Origin of the sequence: Xanthomonas sp. DAR 35659 (genome assembly GCF_041242975.1) — a bacterium.
GTDB lineage: Bacteria > Pseudomonadota > Gammaproteobacteria > Xanthomonadales > Xanthomonadaceae > Xanthomonas_A > Xanthomonas_A medicagonis.
On sequence record NZ_CP162488.1, the window covers coordinates 331,209 to 350,303 of the forward strand.

At 65.6% G+C, this 19,095-nt stretch carries 16 protein-coding genes; 10 read left to right on the forward strand and 6 right to left on the reverse strand.

Annotation, left to right across the window (positions count from 1 at the left end):
- Nucleotides 1-521: 521 nt before the first annotated feature.
- Entirely contained in the window at nucleotides 522-947 is a 426-nt protein-coding gene (locus AB3X07_RS01465; protein ID WP_369942105.1) for a hypothetical protein, read from the forward strand.
- A 320-nt stretch (nucleotides 948-1,267) separates the two neighbouring features.
- On the opposite strand, the gene AB3X07_RS01470 is transcribed toward AB3X07_RS01465, so the two are convergent.
- Entirely contained in the window at nucleotides 1,268-1,810 is a 543-nt protein-coding gene (locus tag AB3X07_RS01470) for a TetR/AcrR family transcriptional regulator (protein ID WP_369942107.1), read from the reverse strand.
- A 145-nt stretch (nucleotides 1,811-1,955) separates the two neighbouring features.
- Here AB3X07_RS01470 and AB3X07_RS01475 point away from each other — a divergent pair, with 145 nt between their 5' ends.
- Nucleotides 1,956-2,648 (forward strand): DUF1349 domain-containing protein, encoded by a 693-nt coding sequence (locus AB3X07_RS01475; RefSeq protein ID WP_369942109.1) that lies wholly within the window; start codon nucleotides 1,956-1,958, stop codon nucleotides 2,646-2,648.
- Between the two features lie 16 nt (nucleotides 2,649-2,664).
- Here AB3X07_RS01475 and AB3X07_RS01480 read toward each other — a convergent pair whose 3' ends face one another.
- The 4 genes from AB3X07_RS01480 to AB3X07_RS01495 all read right to left on the reverse strand — a co-directional run bounded on the left by AB3X07_RS01480 (nucleotide 2,665) and on the right by AB3X07_RS01495 (nucleotide 5,159).
- Nucleotides 2,665-3,057: a DUF2000 family protein gene (locus AB3X07_RS01480; RefSeq protein WP_369942110.1), complete on the reverse strand. Its 393-nt coding sequence runs from the start codon at nucleotides 3,055-3,057 to the stop codon at nucleotides 2,665-2,667.
- A 70-nt stretch (nucleotides 3,058-3,127) separates the two neighbouring features.
- The gene (locus tag AB3X07_RS01485) at nucleotides 3,128-3,985 is read right to left on the reverse strand and encodes an AraC family transcriptional regulator (RefSeq protein WP_369942112.1); all 858 of its coding nucleotides are present in this window, start codon (nucleotides 3,983-3,985) and stop codon (nucleotides 3,128-3,130) included.
- Between the two features lie 184 nt (nucleotides 3,986-4,169).
- Nucleotides 4,170-4,649 carry a tRNA (cytidine(34)-2'-O)-methyltransferase gene (locus tag AB3X07_RS01490; RefSeq protein WP_369942114.1) on the reverse strand — a complete coding sequence of 160 codons (480 nt, stop codon included), beginning with the start codon at nucleotides 4,647-4,649 and terminating at the stop codon, nucleotides 4,170-4,172.
- Between the two features lie 33 nt (nucleotides 4,650-4,682).
- Nucleotides 4,683-5,159: a hypothetical protein gene (locus AB3X07_RS01495; RefSeq protein WP_369942116.1), complete on the reverse strand. Its 477-nt coding sequence runs from the start codon at nucleotides 5,157-5,159 to the stop codon at nucleotides 4,683-4,685.
- Between the two features lie 407 nt (nucleotides 5,160-5,566).
- Between AB3X07_RS01495 and AB3X07_RS01500 the strand changes: the two genes are divergently transcribed.
- The 7 genes from AB3X07_RS01500 (at nucleotide 5,567) to AB3X07_RS01530 (ending at nucleotide 16,818) form a co-directional block, all read left to right on the forward strand.
- Nucleotides 5,567-8,443 carry a M16 family metallopeptidase gene (locus tag AB3X07_RS01500; RefSeq protein ID WP_369942118.1) on the forward strand — a complete coding sequence of 959 codons (2,877 nt, stop codon included), beginning with the start codon at nucleotides 5,567-5,569 and terminating at the stop codon, nucleotides 8,441-8,443.
- Nucleotides 8,444-9,045: 602 nt separating this feature from the next.
- On the forward strand, nucleotides 9,046-9,363 hold the full coding sequence (locus AB3X07_RS01505) for a DUF4156 domain-containing protein (RefSeq protein WP_369942120.1): 318 nt from the start codon (nucleotides 9,046-9,048) through the stop codon (nucleotides 9,361-9,363).
- Nucleotides 9,364-9,465: 102 nt separating this feature from the next.
- Entirely contained in the window at nucleotides 9,466-10,482 is a 1,017-nt protein-coding gene (locus AB3X07_RS01510; RefSeq protein ID WP_369942122.1) for a 3-oxoacyl-ACP synthase III, read from the forward strand.
- An 85-nt stretch (nucleotides 10,483-10,567) separates the two neighbouring features.
- Entirely contained in the window at nucleotides 10,568-11,731 is a 1,164-nt protein-coding gene (gene fic, locus AB3X07_RS01515; RefSeq protein WP_369942124.1) for a protein adenylyltransferase Fic, read from the forward strand.
- On the forward strand, nucleotides 11,728-13,416 hold the full coding sequence (locus tag AB3X07_RS01520) for a site-specific DNA-methyltransferase (RefSeq protein WP_369942126.1): 1,689 nt from the start codon (nucleotides 11,728-11,730) through the stop codon (nucleotides 13,414-13,416). The genes fic and AB3X07_RS01520 overlap by 4 nt, the downstream gene beginning before the upstream one ends.
- Before the next feature lies 1 nt (nucleotide 13,417).
- Nucleotides 13,418-15,919 carry a DEAD/DEAH box helicase gene (locus AB3X07_RS01525; protein WP_369942128.1) on the forward strand — a complete coding sequence of 834 codons (2,502 nt, stop codon included), beginning with the start codon at nucleotides 13,418-13,420 and terminating at the stop codon, nucleotides 15,917-15,919.
- Nucleotides 15,916-16,818 carry an alpha/beta fold hydrolase gene (locus AB3X07_RS01530; RefSeq protein WP_369942130.1) on the forward strand — a complete coding sequence of 301 codons (903 nt, stop codon included), beginning with the start codon at nucleotides 15,916-15,918 and terminating at the stop codon, nucleotides 16,816-16,818. The genes AB3X07_RS01525 and AB3X07_RS01530 overlap by 4 nt, the downstream gene beginning before the upstream one ends.
- 42 nt (nucleotides 16,819-16,860) lie before the next feature.
- On the opposite strand, the gene AB3X07_RS01535 is transcribed toward AB3X07_RS01530, so the two are convergent.
- Complete coding sequence (locus AB3X07_RS01535; RefSeq protein ID WP_369942132.1) at nucleotides 16,861-17,247, reverse strand: YkgJ family cysteine cluster protein; 387 nt, start codon at nucleotides 17,245-17,247, stop codon at nucleotides 16,861-16,863.
- Between the two features lie 185 nt (nucleotides 17,248-17,432).
- Between AB3X07_RS01535 and oleC the strand changes: the two genes are divergently transcribed.
- Nucleotides 17,433-19,085 carry an olefin beta-lactone synthetase gene (oleC, locus tag AB3X07_RS01540; protein ID WP_369942134.1) on the forward strand — a complete coding sequence of 551 codons (1,653 nt, stop codon included), beginning with the start codon at nucleotides 17,433-17,435 and terminating at the stop codon, nucleotides 19,083-19,085.
- Nucleotides 19,086-19,095 lie beyond the last annotated feature (10 nt).

Consider the following 19,095-nt stretch of genomic DNA (forward strand, 5'->3'; position numbering starts at 1 on the left):
GCAGCGAAGCCCCGCGGTGCGGGGCTTTTTCTTAATTTTCTGCTTGGCGTCGTCCTCGAGCGTCAACCGTTCGATCGGATGGCGGACAATGAAACGCTCTTCCTCGACAATCTATGAGGAACTGGGCCGCAGATAATTTGTCTTTGGATGATTGTTATTGCTGCAGCTTTCTTATGAGCAGAAGTTGGATTTGTACGATACGATCGTGAATGAATTACTGCATCGTACGTTAGGGCGAAAATCTGGTAAGGGGGACAAGGATTCTGGTCCGCATTCAGAGGTATGGAAAGAAGCTAAAAGGCGGACTGCCATTCAAAATTCATCTATTAAGGACGGAAACTGTGGATGCGAGTAGCGCAGTTGGGTTCGTCTCGGTAGCACTGGCACTCCTTGTTGCTTCGTGCGCGACAACTAAACAGACAAATTTTGCTGTAAAGAATGTATCGACGGATGCGCATAACTGCTTAGATGTCGATAGTGGGCAGCTACAATTTGCTTGCCATCGGTTCCATCCAGGTCAGATGACCGTAATTGCTATTCGGGAGTTCACGCCATCAGGAAAGATGGACGGAAGCAGCTTCTCGAAAATTACGGTTGTACTGCCAAAATACGTGAGTGCAGGCGACGTCTTTAGCGTTCAAGGAGGTGCAGCGAGCGTGTTCTACAGTCGTGGATCGAGTGCGTTTGCTGGCAAGAAAGGTTGTTACGGTGCCGCTAGCTCTGGGAAAGTTGAGATCCTATCAGTAGGGACGGATGCCATAGATGCCTCGATAGATGTGGCAGTCGATATGCGAAGCCCTTTGAGTTGGCCGGGGGAGTGCAAGCGTGTGCTGTTGCAGAAAACTTTTCGGGCCACTTGGGCGGAGTATGAATCTCTCGGTGCGTGGGAAGGAAAGCCAAAAGTCGACGATACGCCTTTTGAAGAAGCGAATCCGATTAGTAATTGACATCTGCAACATTCGCGATAGCCAGTGCCTGAAAAATTGCTATTTTGGGTTGATCGGGTGATATACATGAAAAAATAACGATGAGCTTGAAAAATTTTATGCTGGATAAGTAGAATCCTACGTGATTCGCTCAGTTCTTGGAGGTGGATCCCATGGCTTGGAATGATTCATTGCCGGATTATTCGATTAAAAGGTTCGACCACCAGTAGGCACGATATCCTGTGCCATTCGAGTGCTGACTGCGCTCGGTGCCGCGGCGCTGACCAACCAGACTCACGTTCGCCTTCTCCTTCGGCGAGTTGCACTCTAGGAACTCGGTTTTACAGCGCAGCGAGTTGCACGATCGCATCGCGCACGCGCTTCCTGCTCATGCGCACCACCGAACGATGGATCGTCGCGCCTTCGATGAAGGCGTCGATGGCGCTGGCCGCGGCGGCGGAGAAGTGGGTCTCCAATGCGGCTCTACTTCTGGCCATCCACTGCTGCATGATCGCGGTCATCTCCGGATGACGGCGGGCGAAGGCATACAGTTCGTAGCTCAGCAGCAGCACCCGTGGCGAGGCCGTGCCTTCGGCGAAGATGATGTTGACCACCGCGTCGCAAGCCTGTTCACGGTTCTTCGCGGCGCGGATCTCGGCGGCGAAGTCTGTGGAGACTTCCTGGGAAAAGCGGGTGAACGCGGCGATCAGCAATTCGTGCATCGAGCCGAAGTAATACGTGGTGGCGCTGAGCGGAACGCCCGCTTCCTCGGCGACCTTGCGGAAGGTCGTCCCCGCGACGCCGTGATCCAGGATCACGCGCAACGCCGCCTGCTCGATGGCCTCCTTCCTGTTTGGATCCTGGCGCCAGGTCCTGCCGCTCATGCCTGTCCACGCGATTTCGACGGAGGCCGATGATCGCAGTTCGCGATTGACAACTCAATTGGTACGGATGTACAAATTCGCCGCTGAGGTGCACGACGGCCATCGACGATGGCGTCCAGATGGCAACGACCTAAGGAGTGGAGCGATGGCGAATTCTGGGAAGCAGGATGTGGATGTCGGCCGCAGGGCGACCCTGGGCGGCCTGGCCGCGGGCGGCGTAGTGCTGGCCACCGGCGGCGCGCGCGCGGCGGCGCCTTCCGCCTGGGAGGCGGGCACCTGGCTCAATGCGCCCAAGGTCCATCGCGTATTGGCCGGCGACGTGCTTGAAGTGGTCACCGACAAGGGCACCGATTTCTGGCGCGAGACCCACTATGGCTTCACCCGCGACAGCGGCCACTTTCTCGGCATCGCCGCGCCGGCGGGTTTCACTTGCCAACTCCGCGTTCGCGGAAAGTTCGAGCAGCTCTACGATCAGGCCGGGATCATGGTGCGGGTCGACGAGCGCCGCTGGGTCAAGGCCGGCATCGAACTGAGCGACGGGCGGGCCATGCTCAGCAGCGTGCTGACCGATGGCCGCTCCGACTGGGCCACCGGTCCGTACGAGACGGACGCGTCGGATTTCTGGATGCGCGCCACGGTGGACAACGGCGTGCTGCGCCTGCAGGTCTCGCGCGACGGCAAATACTGGCCGCTGGTTCGTCTGTGTCCATTCCCGATGGCCTCGAAGTACCTGGTCGGCCCGATGACCTGTACGCCGGAACGCGAAGGGCTGAAGGTGCGGTTCTCCGACTGGAAGCTTGGGCCGGTGCTGGGCAAGGACCTGCACGACCTGTCCTGACCCCGCGCGCGATGCGTCAGCGATGCAGCGACAGGCCCTTTGTGGCCTTTTCGATGGCCTTTCGCGGCCCGCGCAGGCCCAGCCCCACCAGGTTCGGGGCGGCAGGATCTTCGGCCGCGAATGCCTGGCGATTGGCGTCGTCGTGGCCGGTCGAGAACATGGCGAACACGTACGGCAGCACGGTGATCTCGCGGGTGAGCCCCAACCGGTGCGCGGCCTGGAGGCCGCCGAGATCGGCTTCGAAGATCAGCATCGGCTGGCCGAGCATGGCGCCGTAGCGATGGCCGTTGGCATCGACATAGGGATCGCCGATCGCCTCGGGGGCGGCCACGGCGATGCCCGTGGCCAGGAAGGCGACCACGTTCAGGCGTTGCCAGATCGCCAGGTCGTTGCGGACGATCAGGGCCACTTTGGTGTCGAACACGGGAAGCTCCGCGGTGGGGATGTGCGGCCATGGTCCGCACCGCTACCGCTGCGTTCTAGAACGCCTGTGCAGCTGGATCGGCGCACTGTCGCCGGTACGCGGCCGGCGTGAGCCGATAGGCGCGCTTGAACCAGCGGCCGAGATGGCTCTGGTCGGCGAACCCGACCTGGGTGGCCACGTCCGCCGGCTCCTGGCCATTGGCCAGCAGGGCGCGGGCCACGCGCAGCCGCAGCCGGATAAGATAGGCGTGCGGCGAGAGGCCGAACGCGCGCTGGAACTGCCGGGTGAGGCGAAACCGGTCCAGCCCGGCGTGGCTGGCCAGCTCGTCGAGGCCGACGTCGCGCTCCATGTACGCGTGCAGGAACTCCCGCGCCCGCGCCATCCGCTGCGCCGACTCGGAGGGACTGCGCGTTTCGGCGGACAGATGCGGGGACAGCAGGTCCATCATCCGGTCCAGGCTCTGGTCGCGCGCCAGGCGGCCTTCATGCTGATGGATCGCCAGAAACGCCTGGCGGATCGCCGCGCTAAGCATCGCGTCGTTGGTCAAGGTGCTGCGGAATGCCGGCTGGATCGCGGAAATGTCGTGCTGGCCGAGCCGTTGCAGCATGCCGGCCACCCAGGGTTGCGGGAGATAGAGCATCGCGTAGGTGAAGCCCTCCGCCGCGGGCGCGTGCCCGTCGTGAACCGCGCCGGGTTCGATGAGGATGGCGCGTCCGGGCGTGCTGGTGTGCAGCGACCGATGGCAATGGAAGCGCTGCACGCCCTGCAGGGTCACCCCGACCAGCACTTCGTCGTGATCGTGCGGGTCGTAGGCATGCCCCTGGAAATGCGAATGCACGCTTTCGATGCCGGTTTCCTGGTCGCGGCGGATCCTGACCCAGTCGTCGGCGGTCTTCGGTGGGGACGATGCCATTCGCGGAAACCTTGCCGTAGCGCTACGGAAGTGTCGAAGCAGCCGGAGATGCGCCGCGCTCCAGTGTAGGAACGAAGCGTCGCCGGCTTCAACCGCGCGGCGGACGCGGCGCGTGCATGGCGATGCCGTCGTCGCGTGGTCGGACCGGGGCGTTCGCGGCGCCGATCGCAGGCGCGTCCTGCGCTCAGTCGGCGCCAGGAAAGCCCAGTTGCCGCCACGCCTCGAACACCACCACCGCCACCGCGTTGGACAGGTTGAGGCTGCGGTTGTGCGGGCGCATCGGCAGGCGCAGTCGCTGCGCCGGCGGCACCTGCTCCAGGACCTCGGCGGGCAGGCCGCGGGTCTCCGGGCCGAACAGGAAGGCATCGCCGTCGGCGAAGGTCGGCGCGTCGTAGCGGGTGGTGCTGCGGGTACTGAGCGCGAACAGGCGGCGCGGGGCGATGGACTGCAGCGCGGCGTCCAGCGAGGCGTGTACCTGCAGGCGTGCGTACTCGTGGTAGTCCAGGCCGGCGCGTTTGAGCTGCTTGTCGCCGAGGTCGAAGCCGAGCGGCTCGATCAGGTGCAGCTGCGCGCCGGTATTGGCGCAAAGGCGGATGGCATTGCCCGTGTTGGGCGGTATTTCGGGTTGGAACAGCAGGACGTGCAGCGTGGGCGTGGCGATCATCGGCGCAGTGTACGCGCCGGCCGCCGGGTCGGTTTAGCGGCCCAGGCCGCTGGCCAGGTCCTGGCTCAGGTTCTGCAGGCCCGGCTGCAGCTGCAGCATCGCGCTGTCCAGGGCGCCGCTGACCACACTGCCGATCGCGAAGGGGGCCTGGGTGTCGGCATCCGGGCGCACCTGCAGCGTCGCCAGGGTGACCACGCGCCGGCTCGCTGCCTGCTCGGCCTCGCGCGCGGCGATCTGCTCGGCCGAGGGGCGCACCTGCACCGAGGCCAGCGTGGCGATCTGGCTGGACAGTTCCGCATCGCGCTGCGCCAGCTGTTCGGCGGAGGGGCGGACCTGCACCGCGGCCAGGGTGGGGATGCCGCTGTCGCGCTCGAACGCGCGCTGGGCGATCTGCTCGGCCGACGGGCGCACCTGCACGCTGTCGAGGGTGACGACGCGGGTGTTGGCCAGGGCCGGGGCGGACAGCAGGGCGGCGATGGCGAAGGTCAGGGCGAAGGACGTGGTTTTCATGGCGGGCCTCGTTGGTGTTGTTGAGCAGTGGTGTTGTAGTAAGGTAGTACACCTAATCAGGCAGTGCAAGGCCTTTCTGTCAAATAGTCTTTTCATTAAGCATTTGTTCATTAAATGACGGGTTTGGACTTGCTGCCTAGCTGGACAGCAGGTCCTGTGCCAATCGCAAGTGATTGTTCTTAAAGGCGAAGGCGCCACCGCGCAGTGTCCGGCGGCGGACATTCGGTCATGTGCGTACGTCCGCTCCCGGCGCGTGTGCGCTGCCTTGGCCCTGATTTGGGCGCGGTGTTCAGGGTCCGGGCGTGGCCGGGTGCGGAGTGGGCCGATCGGCATACGCGAGCATGGCCGTGGGCCGTTACGATTCAGGTTCCGTTGCCGTTTGCACCCATCGTCAAAAAGGAACTTGCATGACCGTGTCGATCCGCCCAAGAGGGGCCTTGCTGGCCATTGCGTTGTCCACCGCGCTCGGCGCGCTGAGTTACGCGCCGCCGTCCGAGGCGGCGAAGCGACCGGCCGCCGCGAAGGTGGATATCGCCTACGAGCAATTCACCTTGCCCAACGGCCTGCGGGTGATCGTGCACACCGATCGCAAGGCGCCGATCGTGGCGGTCAATCTCTGGTACCACGTCGGCGCCAAGGACGAGCCGGCCGGACGCACCGGCTTCGCGCACCTGTTCGAGCACCTGATGTTCCAGGCCAGCGAGAACCACCGCGGCGAATTCTTCGAGCCGTTCAAGCAGGTGGGCGCCACCGACCAGAACGGCACCACCAACAGCGACCGCACCAATTACTTCGAGAACGTGCCGACCACCGCGTTGGACACCGCGCTGTGGATGGAATCCGACCGCATGGGCCACTTGCTCGGCGCCATCGACCAGGCCGCGCTCGACGAGCAGCGCGGCGTGGTCCAGAACGAGAAGCGGCAGGGCGAGAACCAGCCCTACGGCCAGGCCTGGACCAAGCTGGGCCGCGCGCTGTATCCGCCGGGCCATCCGTACCACCACACCGTGATCGGGTCGATGAACGACCTCAACGCGGCCTCGCTGGCCGACGTGAAGCAATGGTTCCGCACCTGGTACGGGCCGAACAACGCGGTGCTGGTGCTGGCCGGCGACATCGACCTGGCCACCGCCAAGGAGAAGGTGGCGCGCTACTTCGGCGACATCCCGGCCGGCCCGACCATGGCCCAGCCCAAGGTCGATGTGGCCCAGCGCACGCAATCCACCCGCGAGACGATGACCGACAAGGTGCCGCAGGCGCGCATCTACCGGGTCTGGAACGTGGCCCAGACCGGCACCGCGGATATCGACCGCCTGCAGCTGCTGGCGCAGGTATTGGGCGGGGCCAAGTCGTCGCGGCTGGACCGGCGTCTGGTGCACGAGGACAAGCTGGTCGACCAGATCAGCGCCAGCGTGTGGCCGTCGCAGCTGGGATCCGGGTTCGGCATCATCGCCACGGTCAAGCAGGGCGTGGACCCGGCCAGGGTCGAGGCGGCGATCGACGAGGAAGTGCGCCGGCTGCTCGACAAGGGGCCGGACAAGGACGAACTGGCGCGCGCCAAGACCGCGTACCGGGCCAGTTTCATCCGCGGCATCGAGCGCATCGGCGGCTTCGGCGGCAAGGCCGACGCGCTGGCCGAATGCGCGGTGTTCACCGGCGACCCCGGCTGCTTCCGCACCTCGCTGGCCACCATCGAGTCGACCAGCGCGCGCGAGCTGAAGGCGGTGGGCCGCACCTGGCTGAGCAAGGGCGAGCACACCCTGCTGGTGGAGCCGGGCGAGCGCGTGGCGCTGGTCGAGGACCCGGCGGTGGAGCCGACGCCGCTGAATCCGCCGCCGGCCGATCCGAAGTACCGAACCCTGCCCAGCGTGGTGGACCGCAGCGCCGGCCCGCCGAAGACCCTGCAGTTCCCGGAACTGAAGTTCCCGGCGTTGCAGCGCGCCACCTTGAAGAACGGCACGCGGGTGATCCTGGCCGAGCGCCATGACATCCCCGTGGTGCAGTTCAGCTACGAGTTCCCGGGCGGCTACAGCGCCGACCAGGGGCGCAAGTCGGGCACCGCCAACTTCACCATGAGCATGCTCGACGAGGGCGCCGGCGAGCGCGACGCGCTGGGCTTCGCCGACGCCGCCGACGCGCTGGGCGCCACCCTGGTCGCCGGCGCCTCGCTGGACGGCAGCAACGCCTACCTGTCGGCACTGAAGGAGAACCTGGCGCCGTCGCTGGCGCTGTACGCGGACATGCTGCGGCGGCCGCGCTTTGAACAGAAGGAGATCGAGCGGATCAAGGCGAGCTGGATCGCCGGCATCCGCCAGGAGAAGGCGCAGCCGGGCGCGGTGGCGATGCGCGTGCTGCCGCCGCTGCTGTACGGCGCCGGCCATCCGTACGCGATCCCGTTCAGCGGCAAGGGCACCGAGGCGGGGATCGCGGCGCTGGAGCGCGCCGACCTGGTCGACTTCCAGCGTGACTGGATCCGCCCCGAGCAGGCCACGCTGATCGTGGTCGGCGACACCACGCTGGCCGAGGTGGTGCCGCTGCTGGATGCGCAGTTCGGCGACTGGAAGGGCGAGGGCGCCGCGCCGTCGCTGCCGGCGCCGGCCACGGTCGCGCGGCCGGCCAAGTCGCGGGTGTACCTGATCGACCAGCCGGGTGCGGTGCAGGCCAATCTGTTCGCGGCGCAATTGATCCCGCCGACCACCGACCCGGCCTCTGTGCGCTTCGATGCCGCCAACGGCGTGCTCGGCGGCGACTTCACCTCGCGGCTGAACATGAATCTGCGCGAGAACAAGCATTGGTCCTACGGTGCGCGCAGTTCCGCCTCCGGTGCCCTGGGCCAGCGCCCGTGGGCGGCCAGCGCGCCGGTGCAGATCGACAAGACCGCGCCGGCGCTGCAGGAGATGCAGAAGGAGATCAGCGCCTTCGCCAGCGGCAAGGCGCCGCCGACCGCGGTGGAGGTGGAGCGCATCCGCAACATCCAGACGCTGAGCCTGCCCGGCGCCTACGAGACCGCCAGCGCAGTGCTCGGCGTCATCGGCGGCATCGTGCGCTACGGGCGTCCCGACGACTATGTGTTCAAGCGCAAGGCCGAGCTGGAGGCGCTGACCCCGGCGCAGGTGCGCGAGGCGGCGGCGACCCTGGACCCGAACGCGCTGACCTGGGTGGTGGTGGGCGACCTGAAGCAGATCGAGCGCCCGGTGCGCGGGCTGAAGCTGGGCGAGGTGACGGTGATCGACGCCGACGGCCAGCCGCAGGGCGCGGCCGTGCCGGCCGCGCCCAAGCGCTGAGGCGGGCCTGCGTGGCCGGATGAAGGGGCGGGCGGCGCCTTGGGCGCCGACCGTGCGAGACGCTTCGCGCCGGACCCTCACCCCAACCCCTTTCCCGGTGGGAGAGGGGCTAGCGGCTGTTCCCTTCTCCCATCGGGAGAAGGTGCCCCGCAGGGGCGGATGAGGGTACGGGCGCAGCCTCGTGCACCCAACTCCGCGAGACGCTTTCGCGCCGGACCCTCACCCCAACCCCTCTCCCGACGGGAGAGGGGCTAGCGGCTGTTCCTTCTCCCCTCGGGAGAAGGTGCCCCGCAGGGGCGGATGAGGGTACGGGCACAGCCTCGTGCACCCAACTCCGCGAGACGCTTTTGCGCCGGACCCTCACCCCAACCCCTCTCCCGATGGGAGAGGGGCTAGCCGCTGTCCCTTCTCTCTCGGGACCATAGCCTCCTTTTCGGGGGAGGTGCCCCGCAGGGGCGGATGAGCGTGCGGGCGGCGCAGCCTCGCGCCGCGAGTCGCCCATGGCTGGCTGCGTTGCGATTGGCCCCCGGCCCCGCCAGCGTCATTGCCAATTCAGCAATCTGCGGCACAATCCGGGTTCTCTCCGTCTGCGGTCCCTCTCCATGCGCCTCCCGATCGCGTTGCTCCTGCTCGCCAGTCTCGCCGCCTGTACCTGGGTGCCGATGGCGCCGGAAGGCAAGACCGTGCGCGTGCTGCCGCCGGGGCAGGCGCCGGGCGGCTGCGAGAAGCGCGGCGAGGTGGTGGTCTCGGTCAAGAGCAATGTCGGCTTCTACCAGCGCAACCCGCTGCGGGTGCGCGAGGAACTGGAGACCCTGGCCCGCAACGAGGCCCCGGGCGTGGGCGCCAACACGGTGCAGGCAATGGGCGAACCGACCGACGGCGATCAGCGCTTTGCCGCCTACCAGTGCAGTGTTCGCTGAATAGGTTCATCCATACGCTGCGTTCCAATTTGTTAAAGATGCGGTAAAACCGGGCAGCCGCTAGAATTGGCGCCCCTTCGCCTGATACCGGCGTACATCTCGATGCTCTTCAACAATGTCTCCATCGCGGGACTGGCGCATATCGATGCGCCGCACACGCTGACCTCCAAGCAGATCAACGACCGCCTGCAGCCGACCTATGACCGTCTGGGCATCCGCACCGACGTGCTCGGCGACATCGCCGGCATCCATGCGCGGCGCATGTGGGACGCGGAGATGCAGGCGTCCGATGCCGCCACCCTGGCGGCGCGCAAGGCGATGGCAGACGCGGGCATCGAGGCCGGCCAGGTCGGGTTGCTGGTCAATACCTCGGTCAGCCGCGACTACCTCGAGCCGTCCACCGCCAGCATCGTCTCCGGCAACCTGGGCGTGGGCGAGCAGTGCATGACCTTCGACGTCGCCAATGCCTGCCTGGCCTTCATCAACGGCATGGACATCGCCGCGCGGATGATCGAGCGCGGCGAGATCGACTACGCGCTGGTGGTGGATGGCGAGACCGCCAACCTGGTGTACGAGAAGACCCTGGAGCGGATGACCTCGCCGGACGTGACCGCGCAGGAGTTCCGCGACGAACTGGCGGCGCTGACCCTGGGCTGCGGCGCCGCGGCGATGGTGATGGCGCGCGCCGAACTGGTGCCGGACGCCCCGCGCTACCGCGGTGGCGTGACCCGCTCGGCCACCGAGTGGAACACGCTGTGCCGGGGCAACCTGGATCGCATGGTCACCGACACCCGGCTGCTGCTGATCGAGGGCATCAAGCTGGCGCAGAAGACCTTCACCGCCGCCAAGCAGGCGCTGGGCTGGGCGGTGGACGAACTGGACCAGTTCGTGATCCACCAGGTCAGCCAGCCGCACACCCAGGCCTTCATCAAGAACTTCGGCATCGACCCGAAGAAGGTGATGACCATCTTCGGCGAGCACGGCAACATCGGCCCGGCCAGCGTGCCGATCGTGTTGAGCAAGCTGCGCGACCTGGGCCGCCTGAAGAAGGGCGACCGGATCGCGCTGATGGGCATCGGCTCGGGCTTGAACTGCTCGATGGCCGAGGTGGTCTGGTAGTCGAGCAGGACAAGACGCCGGCCAGGACGTGTTAAATAAATTGGATTTTTAGTACGCGTTTTTGCATCATGTTCGTTCTTCGAACATGAGTGACGCAGCCATGGAAGACGCCTCACGGTTCAAGGCCGAGATCCCCTACAACGATCTCCCGTTGCTGCCTCCGGCGGGGGATATCGAGACGCGGGCGCTGCTCAAGGCCTGCATCGGAGCGCGTACGGCTTTGGCCGAACTGAAACAAGCCACAGCGCTGCTGCCGAATCCCACGGTGTTGATCAACACGATTCCGATCCTTGAGGCACAGGCAAGTTCGGAGATCGAAAACATCGTCACAACGACAGACGAGCTGTTTCGTTTTGCCGACGATCAGGACAAGGCGCAAAAGCCTGCCACCAAGGAAGCCTTGCGCTACCGCAGTGCGCTCTACGAAGGTTTCCAGTCGTTGCGGCAGCGCCCGCTGTGCACGGATACGGCGGTCGTCGTCTGCAGCCGCATCAAGGCGGTGCAGATGCAGATCCGCCGCGTCCCGGGCACGGCGTTGGCCAACGACCAGAGCCAGCAGATCATCTACACCCCGCCGCTGGGTGAAACGCTGCTGCGCGACAAGCTGGCCAACTGGGAACGCTTCATCCATGAATACACCGACATCGATCCATTGATCCGCATGGCGGTCGCGCACTATCAGTTCGAGGCCATCCATCCTTTTACCGATGGCAACGGCCGCACCGGACGCGTGCTCAACTTGCTGATGCTCATCGAGCAGGGCTTGCTCGACCTGCCGGTGCTGTATCTGTCGCGCTACATCATCCGGCACCGCAGCGACTACTACCGCCTGCTGCTGGAGGTGACGCTGCACGGTCGCTGGGTCGAGTGGATCCAGTACATGCTCAGTGCCGTGGCCGAAACGGCGGTGTGGACCACGGCCAAGATCCAAGCGATCCGCGGACTAGAGGCACAAGCCCGCGACTACATCCGCAGTCATGCGCCAAAAGCCTACAGTCGAGAGCTATTGGAGGTGATATTCAACCAGCCCTACTGCCGTATCCAAAACGTCGTGGACTTGGTGAGCGTGACCCGGCAGACCGGAGCCCGCCACTTGAAGGAGTTGGTGGAGATCGGCGTTCTGCAGGAGCAACGCATGGGCAAGGAGAAGCTGTTCCTGCACCCGACATTTCTACGGCTGCTGTCCAGCGACGACAATCGACTGCCTGCATACCGTAGGCCCGTGCGGAACATGGAATCGAGCACATGACCAACAAGTACGACCAGCTCGACCGCCAGACCTTGATCGGTCTGCTGCAGCGGCGCGATGCCGAGCGCCAGTTGGGGCTGGTGTGGGAACGCGATGAGATCGAGGTTGACCAGGCGCTCAACGACGATTTCGTGGCGCTGTCGCTGGACGCCGACCTCAGCCATGGCGCTGCGCCGTGGGAAAACCTGATCATCGAGGGCGACAACTACGACGCCTTGCGTGCCCTGCGCATGACCCACAAGGGCGCGATCCGTTGCATCTACATCGATCCGCCGTACAACACGGGCAACAAGGATTTCGTCTACAACGATCGTTTCGTCGACAAGACCCACCGGTTCCGGCATTCGCTGTGGTTGGAATTCATGTACCGGCGTTTACAGCTGGCCAAAGAGCTGCTGGCCGACGACGGGGTGATCTTCGTCAGCATCGACGACAACGAGTTGTTCCGCTTGGGGATGTTGATGGATCGGGTGTTTGGAGCGAATGAGAGGCTGGCTTGTTTTACTTGGCAGACCGATGGGAATTTCGACAACCAAGCCAAGATCAAGATTGCACATGAGTATGTATTGGCTTATGCGAAGGATTCCGATCTTTTCAAAATGCCGGCTGTCGTTGATCCTAATGTTCCAGATACGAGTAAGCTCTTCCGCTCGGAAATTAGAAATACAATCGTTAAGAATGGGCCCAAAAACCCTGTTTCGGAAATTTTGCTTCCAAAGGGTTTTCCGGCCAATTTTGAGGAGGGCGTAATAGAGGCTCGTAATGACGGACGTTGGCCAAAGATCAAAACAGACATCCGTGTGCTAAATGGATGTACCCAATCAGAAGCTGTAATGAAAAGCGGGTGGGCCAACAAGGGGCTTTGTCAAGAATTCATCGCGAACGGATTCAGGAGTGTCAAAGACTCTAAGGGTCAAGAGACTCGTTTTGAGTTAACTGCGACTGGGGCAATTGAGAACGTCAAAGTCCGTAGTGCTTCTCATGTTGTTTCTGTTTTGCGCAATATGGGGAACACGCAGTTCGATAGTTCCGTTCTTGCGGACATGGGTATCCAATTCACATATCCGAAGCCTGTCACTCTGATTCAATATCTTCTTTCGATAATAGATGACGATGCAATCACCGTGTTAGATTTTTTCGCTGGCTCTGGTACGACAGCCCATGCCGTTACCAAGCTCAACGCTGAAGACGGCGGCCAGCGTAAATTCATCATGGTCAGCAGCACCGAAGCCACGGAAGACGCGCCGGATAAGAATCTGTGTCGCGATGTCTGCGCGCAGCGCGTGCGTCGAGTGCTCAGTGGCTATACCAGCGCTAAGGGGCAGGAAGTGACTGGCCTGGGCGGTGGCTTCGCATACCTGCGCGCCAAGCGCATTCCCAAGCACCGTATGGCGCTGAAGCTGGACCACGCCGAGGTCTGGAGCGCGTTGCAGCTGCTGCACGGATTGCCGCTGTCGCCCTGGACGGGTGACGGTTTTGCCGGCGACGGCGAGCTGGCCTATCTGGCGGACTTCCATGCCGCGCACGTGCAGCGCCTGCGCGATTGGTTGCAGACACGTGTCGCCATGCCCCACGCGGTTTATACCTGGTCGCCGCAGCGGCTGGCCGGCTTACTGGGCGACGCCGCAGCCGAGCTGGCGCTGCTTCCCCTGCCGCAACACCTGCGCGAACGCTTCGGACGTTGACATGCCCATGCCTCTGAAAGATTTCCAGTGTCTGCTCTGCGACGGCATCGTCGCCCAGTTCGGCCAGGTGCGCGCGCTGTACCGGCAGATCGCCGCCGCCGCACCGGAGCGCATTGACGAGGCGCGGCGCAAGGATGCGGTGATCGTGCTGCAGGCGCCGACCGGTGCCGGCAAGACCCGCATGGCAATCGAGGTCCTGCGCCGCGTCTCGACCGAAGAGAAGGTGCTGTGGTTCTGGTTCGCTCCGTTCACCGGCCTGGTGGAGCAATCGCGCGATGCATTGGTCAAGCAGGCTCCGCAGTTGGCATTGTTCGACCTGGAGGTGGACCGTCAGTTGGATGCTGTGCTTGGCGGCGGCGTGTTCGTGGTCACCTGGGCCTCGTTGGCGGCGCGCAACGCCGAGAGCCGCCGCGCTCGCCAGCGTGGCGACGAGGGTCTGTCGATCGACGAGGTAATTGCCCTGGCACGGGATGCGGGATTGCGTATTGGCTGTGTGGTGGATGAAGCGCACCATGGCTTCCAGCGCGCGGCGCAGGCACGGACGTTCTTCTGCGATGTGCTCAAGCCCGATTACGCCCTGTTGATGACCGCCACGCCGCGCGACGCCGACATGGCTGCGTTCGCGCGGGCCACCGGCTACTTCGTCGGCGAGTCGGCGGATTGGGCCTCGGTCAGCCGTGGCGACGCGGTTGATGCCGGTCTGCTCAAGCGCGGAGTGCGCATGGTGCGTTTCATCGCTCGCGATGGCGATACCGCCCAACTGGTGGACTTCGAGCATCTTGCCCTGCGCGAATGCGCACAGACCCACCGCGCCATCCTCAGCAGCTTGGCCGAGGCCGGCGTGGCGCTGACGCCGTTGATGTTGGTGCAGGTGCCCGACGGCAAGGCGGCGCAGGAGGCGGCACGGGCCTATCTGGTCGAGCAACTCGGATTCGACGCGACGGCGGTACGCCTCCATACGGCCGACGAGCCGGATCCGGACCTGTTGTCCTTGGCACAGGATCCGACCGTGGAAGTGCTGATCTTCAAGATGGCGGTGGCCTTGGGTTTCGATGCGCCCCGTGCATTCACCCTGGCCGCACTACGCGGTGCGCGCGATGTGGCGTTCGGCGTGCAGGTGATCGGCCGTATCGTGCGCCGGCATGCGCTGTTGCAGGTGCGGACGGATTTGCCTCCGTTGCTGGAGCATGGGTATGTCTTCCTTGCCAATTCCGAGTCGCAGGAAGGTCTGCTGGAGGCTGGCGCGCAGATCAATACGCTTACCACGCAAGCTCCCGAACTGGGGACGCAGACAGTGGTCACCATGATCGGCGATGGTGCAGCCTTGCAGGTGGTGCGCAGCGGCGAACCGCTGAGCTTGCTGGTGTCGAGTGCCGGCGTGCAGGTGGTGAAGGGTGACGCGGCAAGTGCCGCGGTCGATCAGGCGGCAACCGCGGGCGAGGTGGTGGACATGCTGGCCGGCACGCCGTTTGCCGGAATGACGGGGGCTGCCCAGGCGGCGCTGGAGTTGTTCGGTGGCGAAGGGGCCTGGCCCGCACGGGCCACACCCGTGGCAGACGCGTTTGTCCTTGCCCAGGACAGCATGTATCGATATCCGCGTCGTGCCGATGCTCCAGATCGCTTGCGCGGGGAACAATTGCCTCCGGTCGCGGTAGATTTCGAGGCCCAATTGGTTGCGTACGTCGATTTCTCGGCAGAGGTATTGGCCGACCGCCTGCGCGGGCGAGTGCAGGTGCAACGTCGTGACACCGACTTGTTTGCGGGCGACAGGGTGGCCGACGACGGCACCGACCTATGGGCCACGCTGTCGCCCGAAGCGGTAGCCGACAAGGCAGAGCAGATTCGTCTGCGCTTGGTGGACGCCAATGATCGTGAGTTGTCTATCCGACTGCTGGACAGATTCATTCGTGCCATTGAAGCGTCTGGTTCCGAGATCCCCGACAGCGAAGAGCTGCAGATGCGGCAATTGGACCTTTTGCTGGTTCGGCGCCCGGGGCTGTTGCGCGATGCCTTCAAGCGCCTGCGCATGAGCCAGGTCATGGACGTGGATGTGCCGCTGCTCGCCGAGTTGGTTAGTGCTCAACCGCTTCGTCGCGCAGATCGTGCACTCTATGGCGTCTATCCTGCTGGCCTGAATCAAGACGAATTGGCCATCGCGGAGCGGTTGGATAGCAGCGACCAAGTGAAATGGTGGCACCGCAATCTCCCCAAAACGGGTGTCGGCCTGTACCGCTGGGACGAGGGAAATGGCTTCTACCCGGATTTCGTGGTCTGTCTGGCACAGCGCGCAGCTCCGGGGATCGCGTTATTGGAATTGAAAGGTGAACACCTGTGGGGTGCTCCAACAGAAGTGGACAAAAGTCTGGCTGTGCACCGGGACTATGGTCCAGTGTTCATGGTCGGGCGTAAGCGCGGCGAGCGCGACTTCTTCTACCTGCGGGAGCTGGGCGGACGCCTGCAGAGTGCAGGTTCCTTCGATTTGGATCGGATGCGATTTACATGAACTACCCCGGCTACCCCTTCACCCCGCAGCGCTTCCAGGTCCGCCCGGGGGTGAACATGTCCTACCTCGACGAAGGCCCGCGCGACGGCGAGGTGGTGGTGATGCTGCACGGCAATCCGTCGTGGAGTTACCTGTGGCGGCATCTGGTGAGCGGCCTGGCGGACCGCTACCGCTGCATCGTGCCCGATCACATCGGCATGGGCCTGTCGGACAAGCCGGACGACGCGCCGGGCGCGCAGCCGGGCTACGACTACACGCTGCAGTCGCGCGTGGACGATCTCGATGCGTTGCTGCGGCACCTGGGCATCGATGGGCCGGTGACGCTGGTGGTGCACGACTGGGGCGGCATGATCGGCTTCGGGTGGGCGCTGTCGCACCACGCGCAGGTCAAGCGGCTGGTGATCACCAACACCGCCGCGTTCCCGTTGCCGGCGGCCAAGCCGATGCCGTGGCAGATCGCGATGGGCCGGCACTGGGGTCCGGGCGAGTGGTTCATCCGCACCTTCAACGCGTTTTCTTCCGGGGCGTCGTGGCTGGGCGTGTCGCGGCGCATGCCCGCCGACGTGCGCCGCGCCTACGTCGCGCCCTACGATAGCTGGGCCAACCGCATCTCCACGATCCGCTTCATGCAGGACATCCCGCTGTCGCCGGCCGACAAGGCCTGGTCGCTGCTGGAGCGCTCGGCGCAGGCGCTACCGTCGTTCGCCGACCGCCCCGCGTTCATCGGCTGGGGGCTGCGCGACATCTGCTTCGACCACCACTTCCTCGCGGGCTTCCGCCAGGCGTTGCCGCAGGCCGAGGTGATGGCGTTCGAGGATGCCAACCACTACGTGCTCGAAGACAAGCACGAGGTGCTGGTGCCGGCGATCCGCCGCTTCCTGGACGCGCATCCGCTCTAGGCGCAGGCGTGTGGCCGCCGCGCGGCCGCGGCGTGCGACGGCTCAGGCTTCGTCCGGCAGCGGATTGCGTTCGGCGTCGCCGACGCCGGCCCAATCGCTTTCGGTCAGCGCATGCAGCCCATGCGCCAGCCGCGACTTGTCGCACTGCGCGCTGCGCTCGCCGAATTCCAGCGAGGCCGGCACCGCGGCGCACACCGACGGACGCCGGTCGTGGATGGTGCAGCGGCTGTAGCGGCCGATGTCCGCGTCCAGCGCCACGCAGCGCGGCTGCGCCTGCGAAGTACCGCGCATCACTCGCTCGTGGGTGCGCAAGGGTTCGGTGAGCTCGAACGGCACCCTGCCGCCCAGTGCGGGATCGGCCTCGCTCCAGTGGAAACTGACGCGGAAGTAGGCGCAGCAGGCGCCGCAGGTGAGGCAGGGATGTGCCATGGCAGCCGGGCCTTGCGCGGCGAAAGAGCGGTGGGGGCGCGGCATTCTGACCGAACCGCGCCGCGCCGCAAGCGCGCGCCCGTTCAGGTGCGCGGTCGCGAGGCGACGTGGCGCCGCCAGGGCGCCGGTCGCGCCGAACGCAGGCCGGCCCCGGCAGGCGCTGGCGCATCGGCGATAATCCGGCGATGACCACGCCCACCTCCTGCAACATCGCCGCGACGCTGCCGCGGCTGGCGCGCGAGCGCCCCGACCAGATCGCCATCCGCTGTCCGGGCCGCCGTGGCGCCCACGGCTTTGCCGCCTACGACGTGACCTTGAGCTACGCGCAACTGGACGCGCGCAGCGACGCGATCGCCGCCGGGCTCGGCGGCTACGGCATCGGCCGCGGCACGCGCACGGTGGTGATGGTGCGTCCATCGCCGGAGTTCTTCCTGCTGATGTTCGCGCTGTTCAAGGCCGGCGCGGTGCCGGTGCTGGTGGACCCGGGCATCGACAAGCGCGCGCTCAAGCAATGCCTGGACGAGGCGCAGCCGGAAGCCTTCATCGGCATTCCGCTGGCGCAGCTGGCGCGGCGCCTGCTCGGCTGGGCGCGCTCGGCGAAACGGATCGTCACCGTGGGCCGGCGCTGGGCCTGGGGCGGCACCACGCTGGAGCGGATCGAGCGTGCTGGCCACGGCGCCGGCAGCCAACTGGCGGCGACCGCGGCCGACGATGTCGCCGCGATCCTGTTCACCAGCGGCTCCACCGGCGTGCCCAAGGGCGTGGTCTACCGCCATCGCCACTTCGTCGGCCAGATCGAGCTGATGCGCAACGCGTTCGACATGCAGCCCGGCGGCATCGACCTGCCGACCTTCCCGCCGTTCGCGCTGTTCGATCCGGCGCTGGGGCTGACCTCGGTGATCCCGGAGATGGATCCGACCCGTCCGGCCAACGCCGATCCGGGCAAGCTGCACGACGCGATCGACCGCTTCGGCGTGACCCAGCTGTTCGGCTCGCCGGCGCTGATGCGGGTGCTGGCCGACTACGGGCGGCCGTTGCCGAACGTGCGCTGCGCGACCTCGGCCGGCGCGCCGGTGCCGCCGGAGATCGTGGCCAGGATCTGCAGCCTGCTGCCGGAGGACGGCAAGTTGTGGACGCCCTACGGCGCCACCGAGTGCCTGCCGGTGGCGGCGATCGAGGGGCGCGAACTGCAGGGCACGCGCGCGGCGACCGAAGCCGGCGCCGGCACCTGCGTCGGCGCGGTGGTGGCGCCGAACGTGGTGCGGATCATCGCCATCGACGACGCGGCGATCCCCGACTGGTCGGGTGTGCGCGAACTGCCGGCGGGCACGGTCGGCGAGATCACCGTGGTCGGGCCGACCACCACCGACAGCTATTTCAACCGCGACGCCGCCACCCGCATCGCCAAGATCCGCGAGCGCCTGGACGACGGCAGCGAGCGCATCGTGCACCGCATGGGCGACGTCGGCTACTTCGACGCACAGGGCCGGCTGTGGTTCTGCGGGCGCAAGACCCAGCGCGTGGAAACCGCGCACGGGCCGCTGTACACCGAGCAGGTCGAGCCGATCTTCAACACCCTCCCGTGGTTGCGCCGCAGCGCGCTGGTCGGGGTCGGCGCGGCGGGCGCGCAGCGGCCGGTGCTGTGCTACGAACTGCAGCCGGGCACGGCGCCGCCGGCGACGGCACTGGCCGAGCTGCGCGCGCTGGCGCAGGCCCACGCGCACACCGCGGCCATCGCCGATTTCCTGCGCCATCCCGGGTTCCCGGTGGATATCCGCCACAACGCCAAGATCGGCCGCGAGAAGCTGGCGCTGTGGGCCAGGGACCAGGTGCGCTGAGGCGATCGCG

Coding starts and splice junctions, on each gene's coding strand:
- AB3X07_RS01465 (WP_369942105.1), top strand. CDS start 522: ATGACCGTAATTGCTATTCGGGAGTTCACGCCATCAGGAAAGATGGAC.
- AB3X07_RS01470 (WP_369942107.1), bottom strand. CDS start 1,810: ATGAGCGGCAGGACCTGGCGCCAGGATCCAAACAGGAAGGAGGCCATC.
- AB3X07_RS01475 (WP_369942109.1), top strand. CDS start 1,956: ATGGCGAATTCTGGGAAGCAGGATGTGGATGTCGGCCGCAGGGCGACC.
- AB3X07_RS01485 (WP_369942112.1), bottom strand. CDS start 3,985: ATGGCATCGTCCCCACCGAAGACCGCCGACGACTGGGTCAGGATCCGC.
- AB3X07_RS01490 (WP_369942114.1), bottom strand. CDS start 4,649: ATGATCGCCACGCCCACGCTGCACGTCCTGCTGTTCCAACCCGAAATA.
- AB3X07_RS01495 (WP_369942116.1), bottom strand. CDS start 5,159: ATGAAAACCACGTCCTTCGCCCTGACCTTCGCCATCGCCGCCCTGCTG.
- AB3X07_RS01500 (WP_369942118.1), top strand. CDS start 5,567: ATGACCGTGTCGATCCGCCCAAGAGGGGCCTTGCTGGCCATTGCGTTG.
- AB3X07_RS01505 (WP_369942120.1), top strand. CDS start 9,046: ATGCGCCTCCCGATCGCGTTGCTCCTGCTCGCCAGTCTCGCCGCCTGT.
- AB3X07_RS01510 (WP_369942122.1), top strand. CDS start 9,466: ATGCTCTTCAACAATGTCTCCATCGCGGGACTGGCGCATATCGATGCG.
- fic (WP_369942124.1), top strand. CDS start 10,568: ATGAGTGACGCAGCCATGGAAGACGCCTCACGGTTCAAGGCCGAGATC.
- AB3X07_RS01520 (WP_369942126.1), top strand. CDS start 11,728: ATGACCAACAAGTACGACCAGCTCGACCGCCAGACCTTGATCGGTCTG.
- AB3X07_RS01525 (WP_369942128.1), top strand. CDS start 13,418: ATGCCCATGCCTCTGAAAGATTTCCAGTGTCTGCTCTGCGACGGCATC.
- AB3X07_RS01530 (WP_369942130.1), top strand. CDS start 15,916: ATGAACTACCCCGGCTACCCCTTCACCCCGCAGCGCTTCCAGGTCCGC.
- AB3X07_RS01535 (WP_369942132.1), bottom strand. CDS start 17,247: ATGGCACATCCCTGCCTCACCTGCGGCGCCTGCTGCGCCTACTTCCGC.
- oleC (WP_369942134.1), top strand. CDS start 17,433: ATGACCACGCCCACCTCCTGCAACATCGCCGCGACGCTGCCGCGGCTG.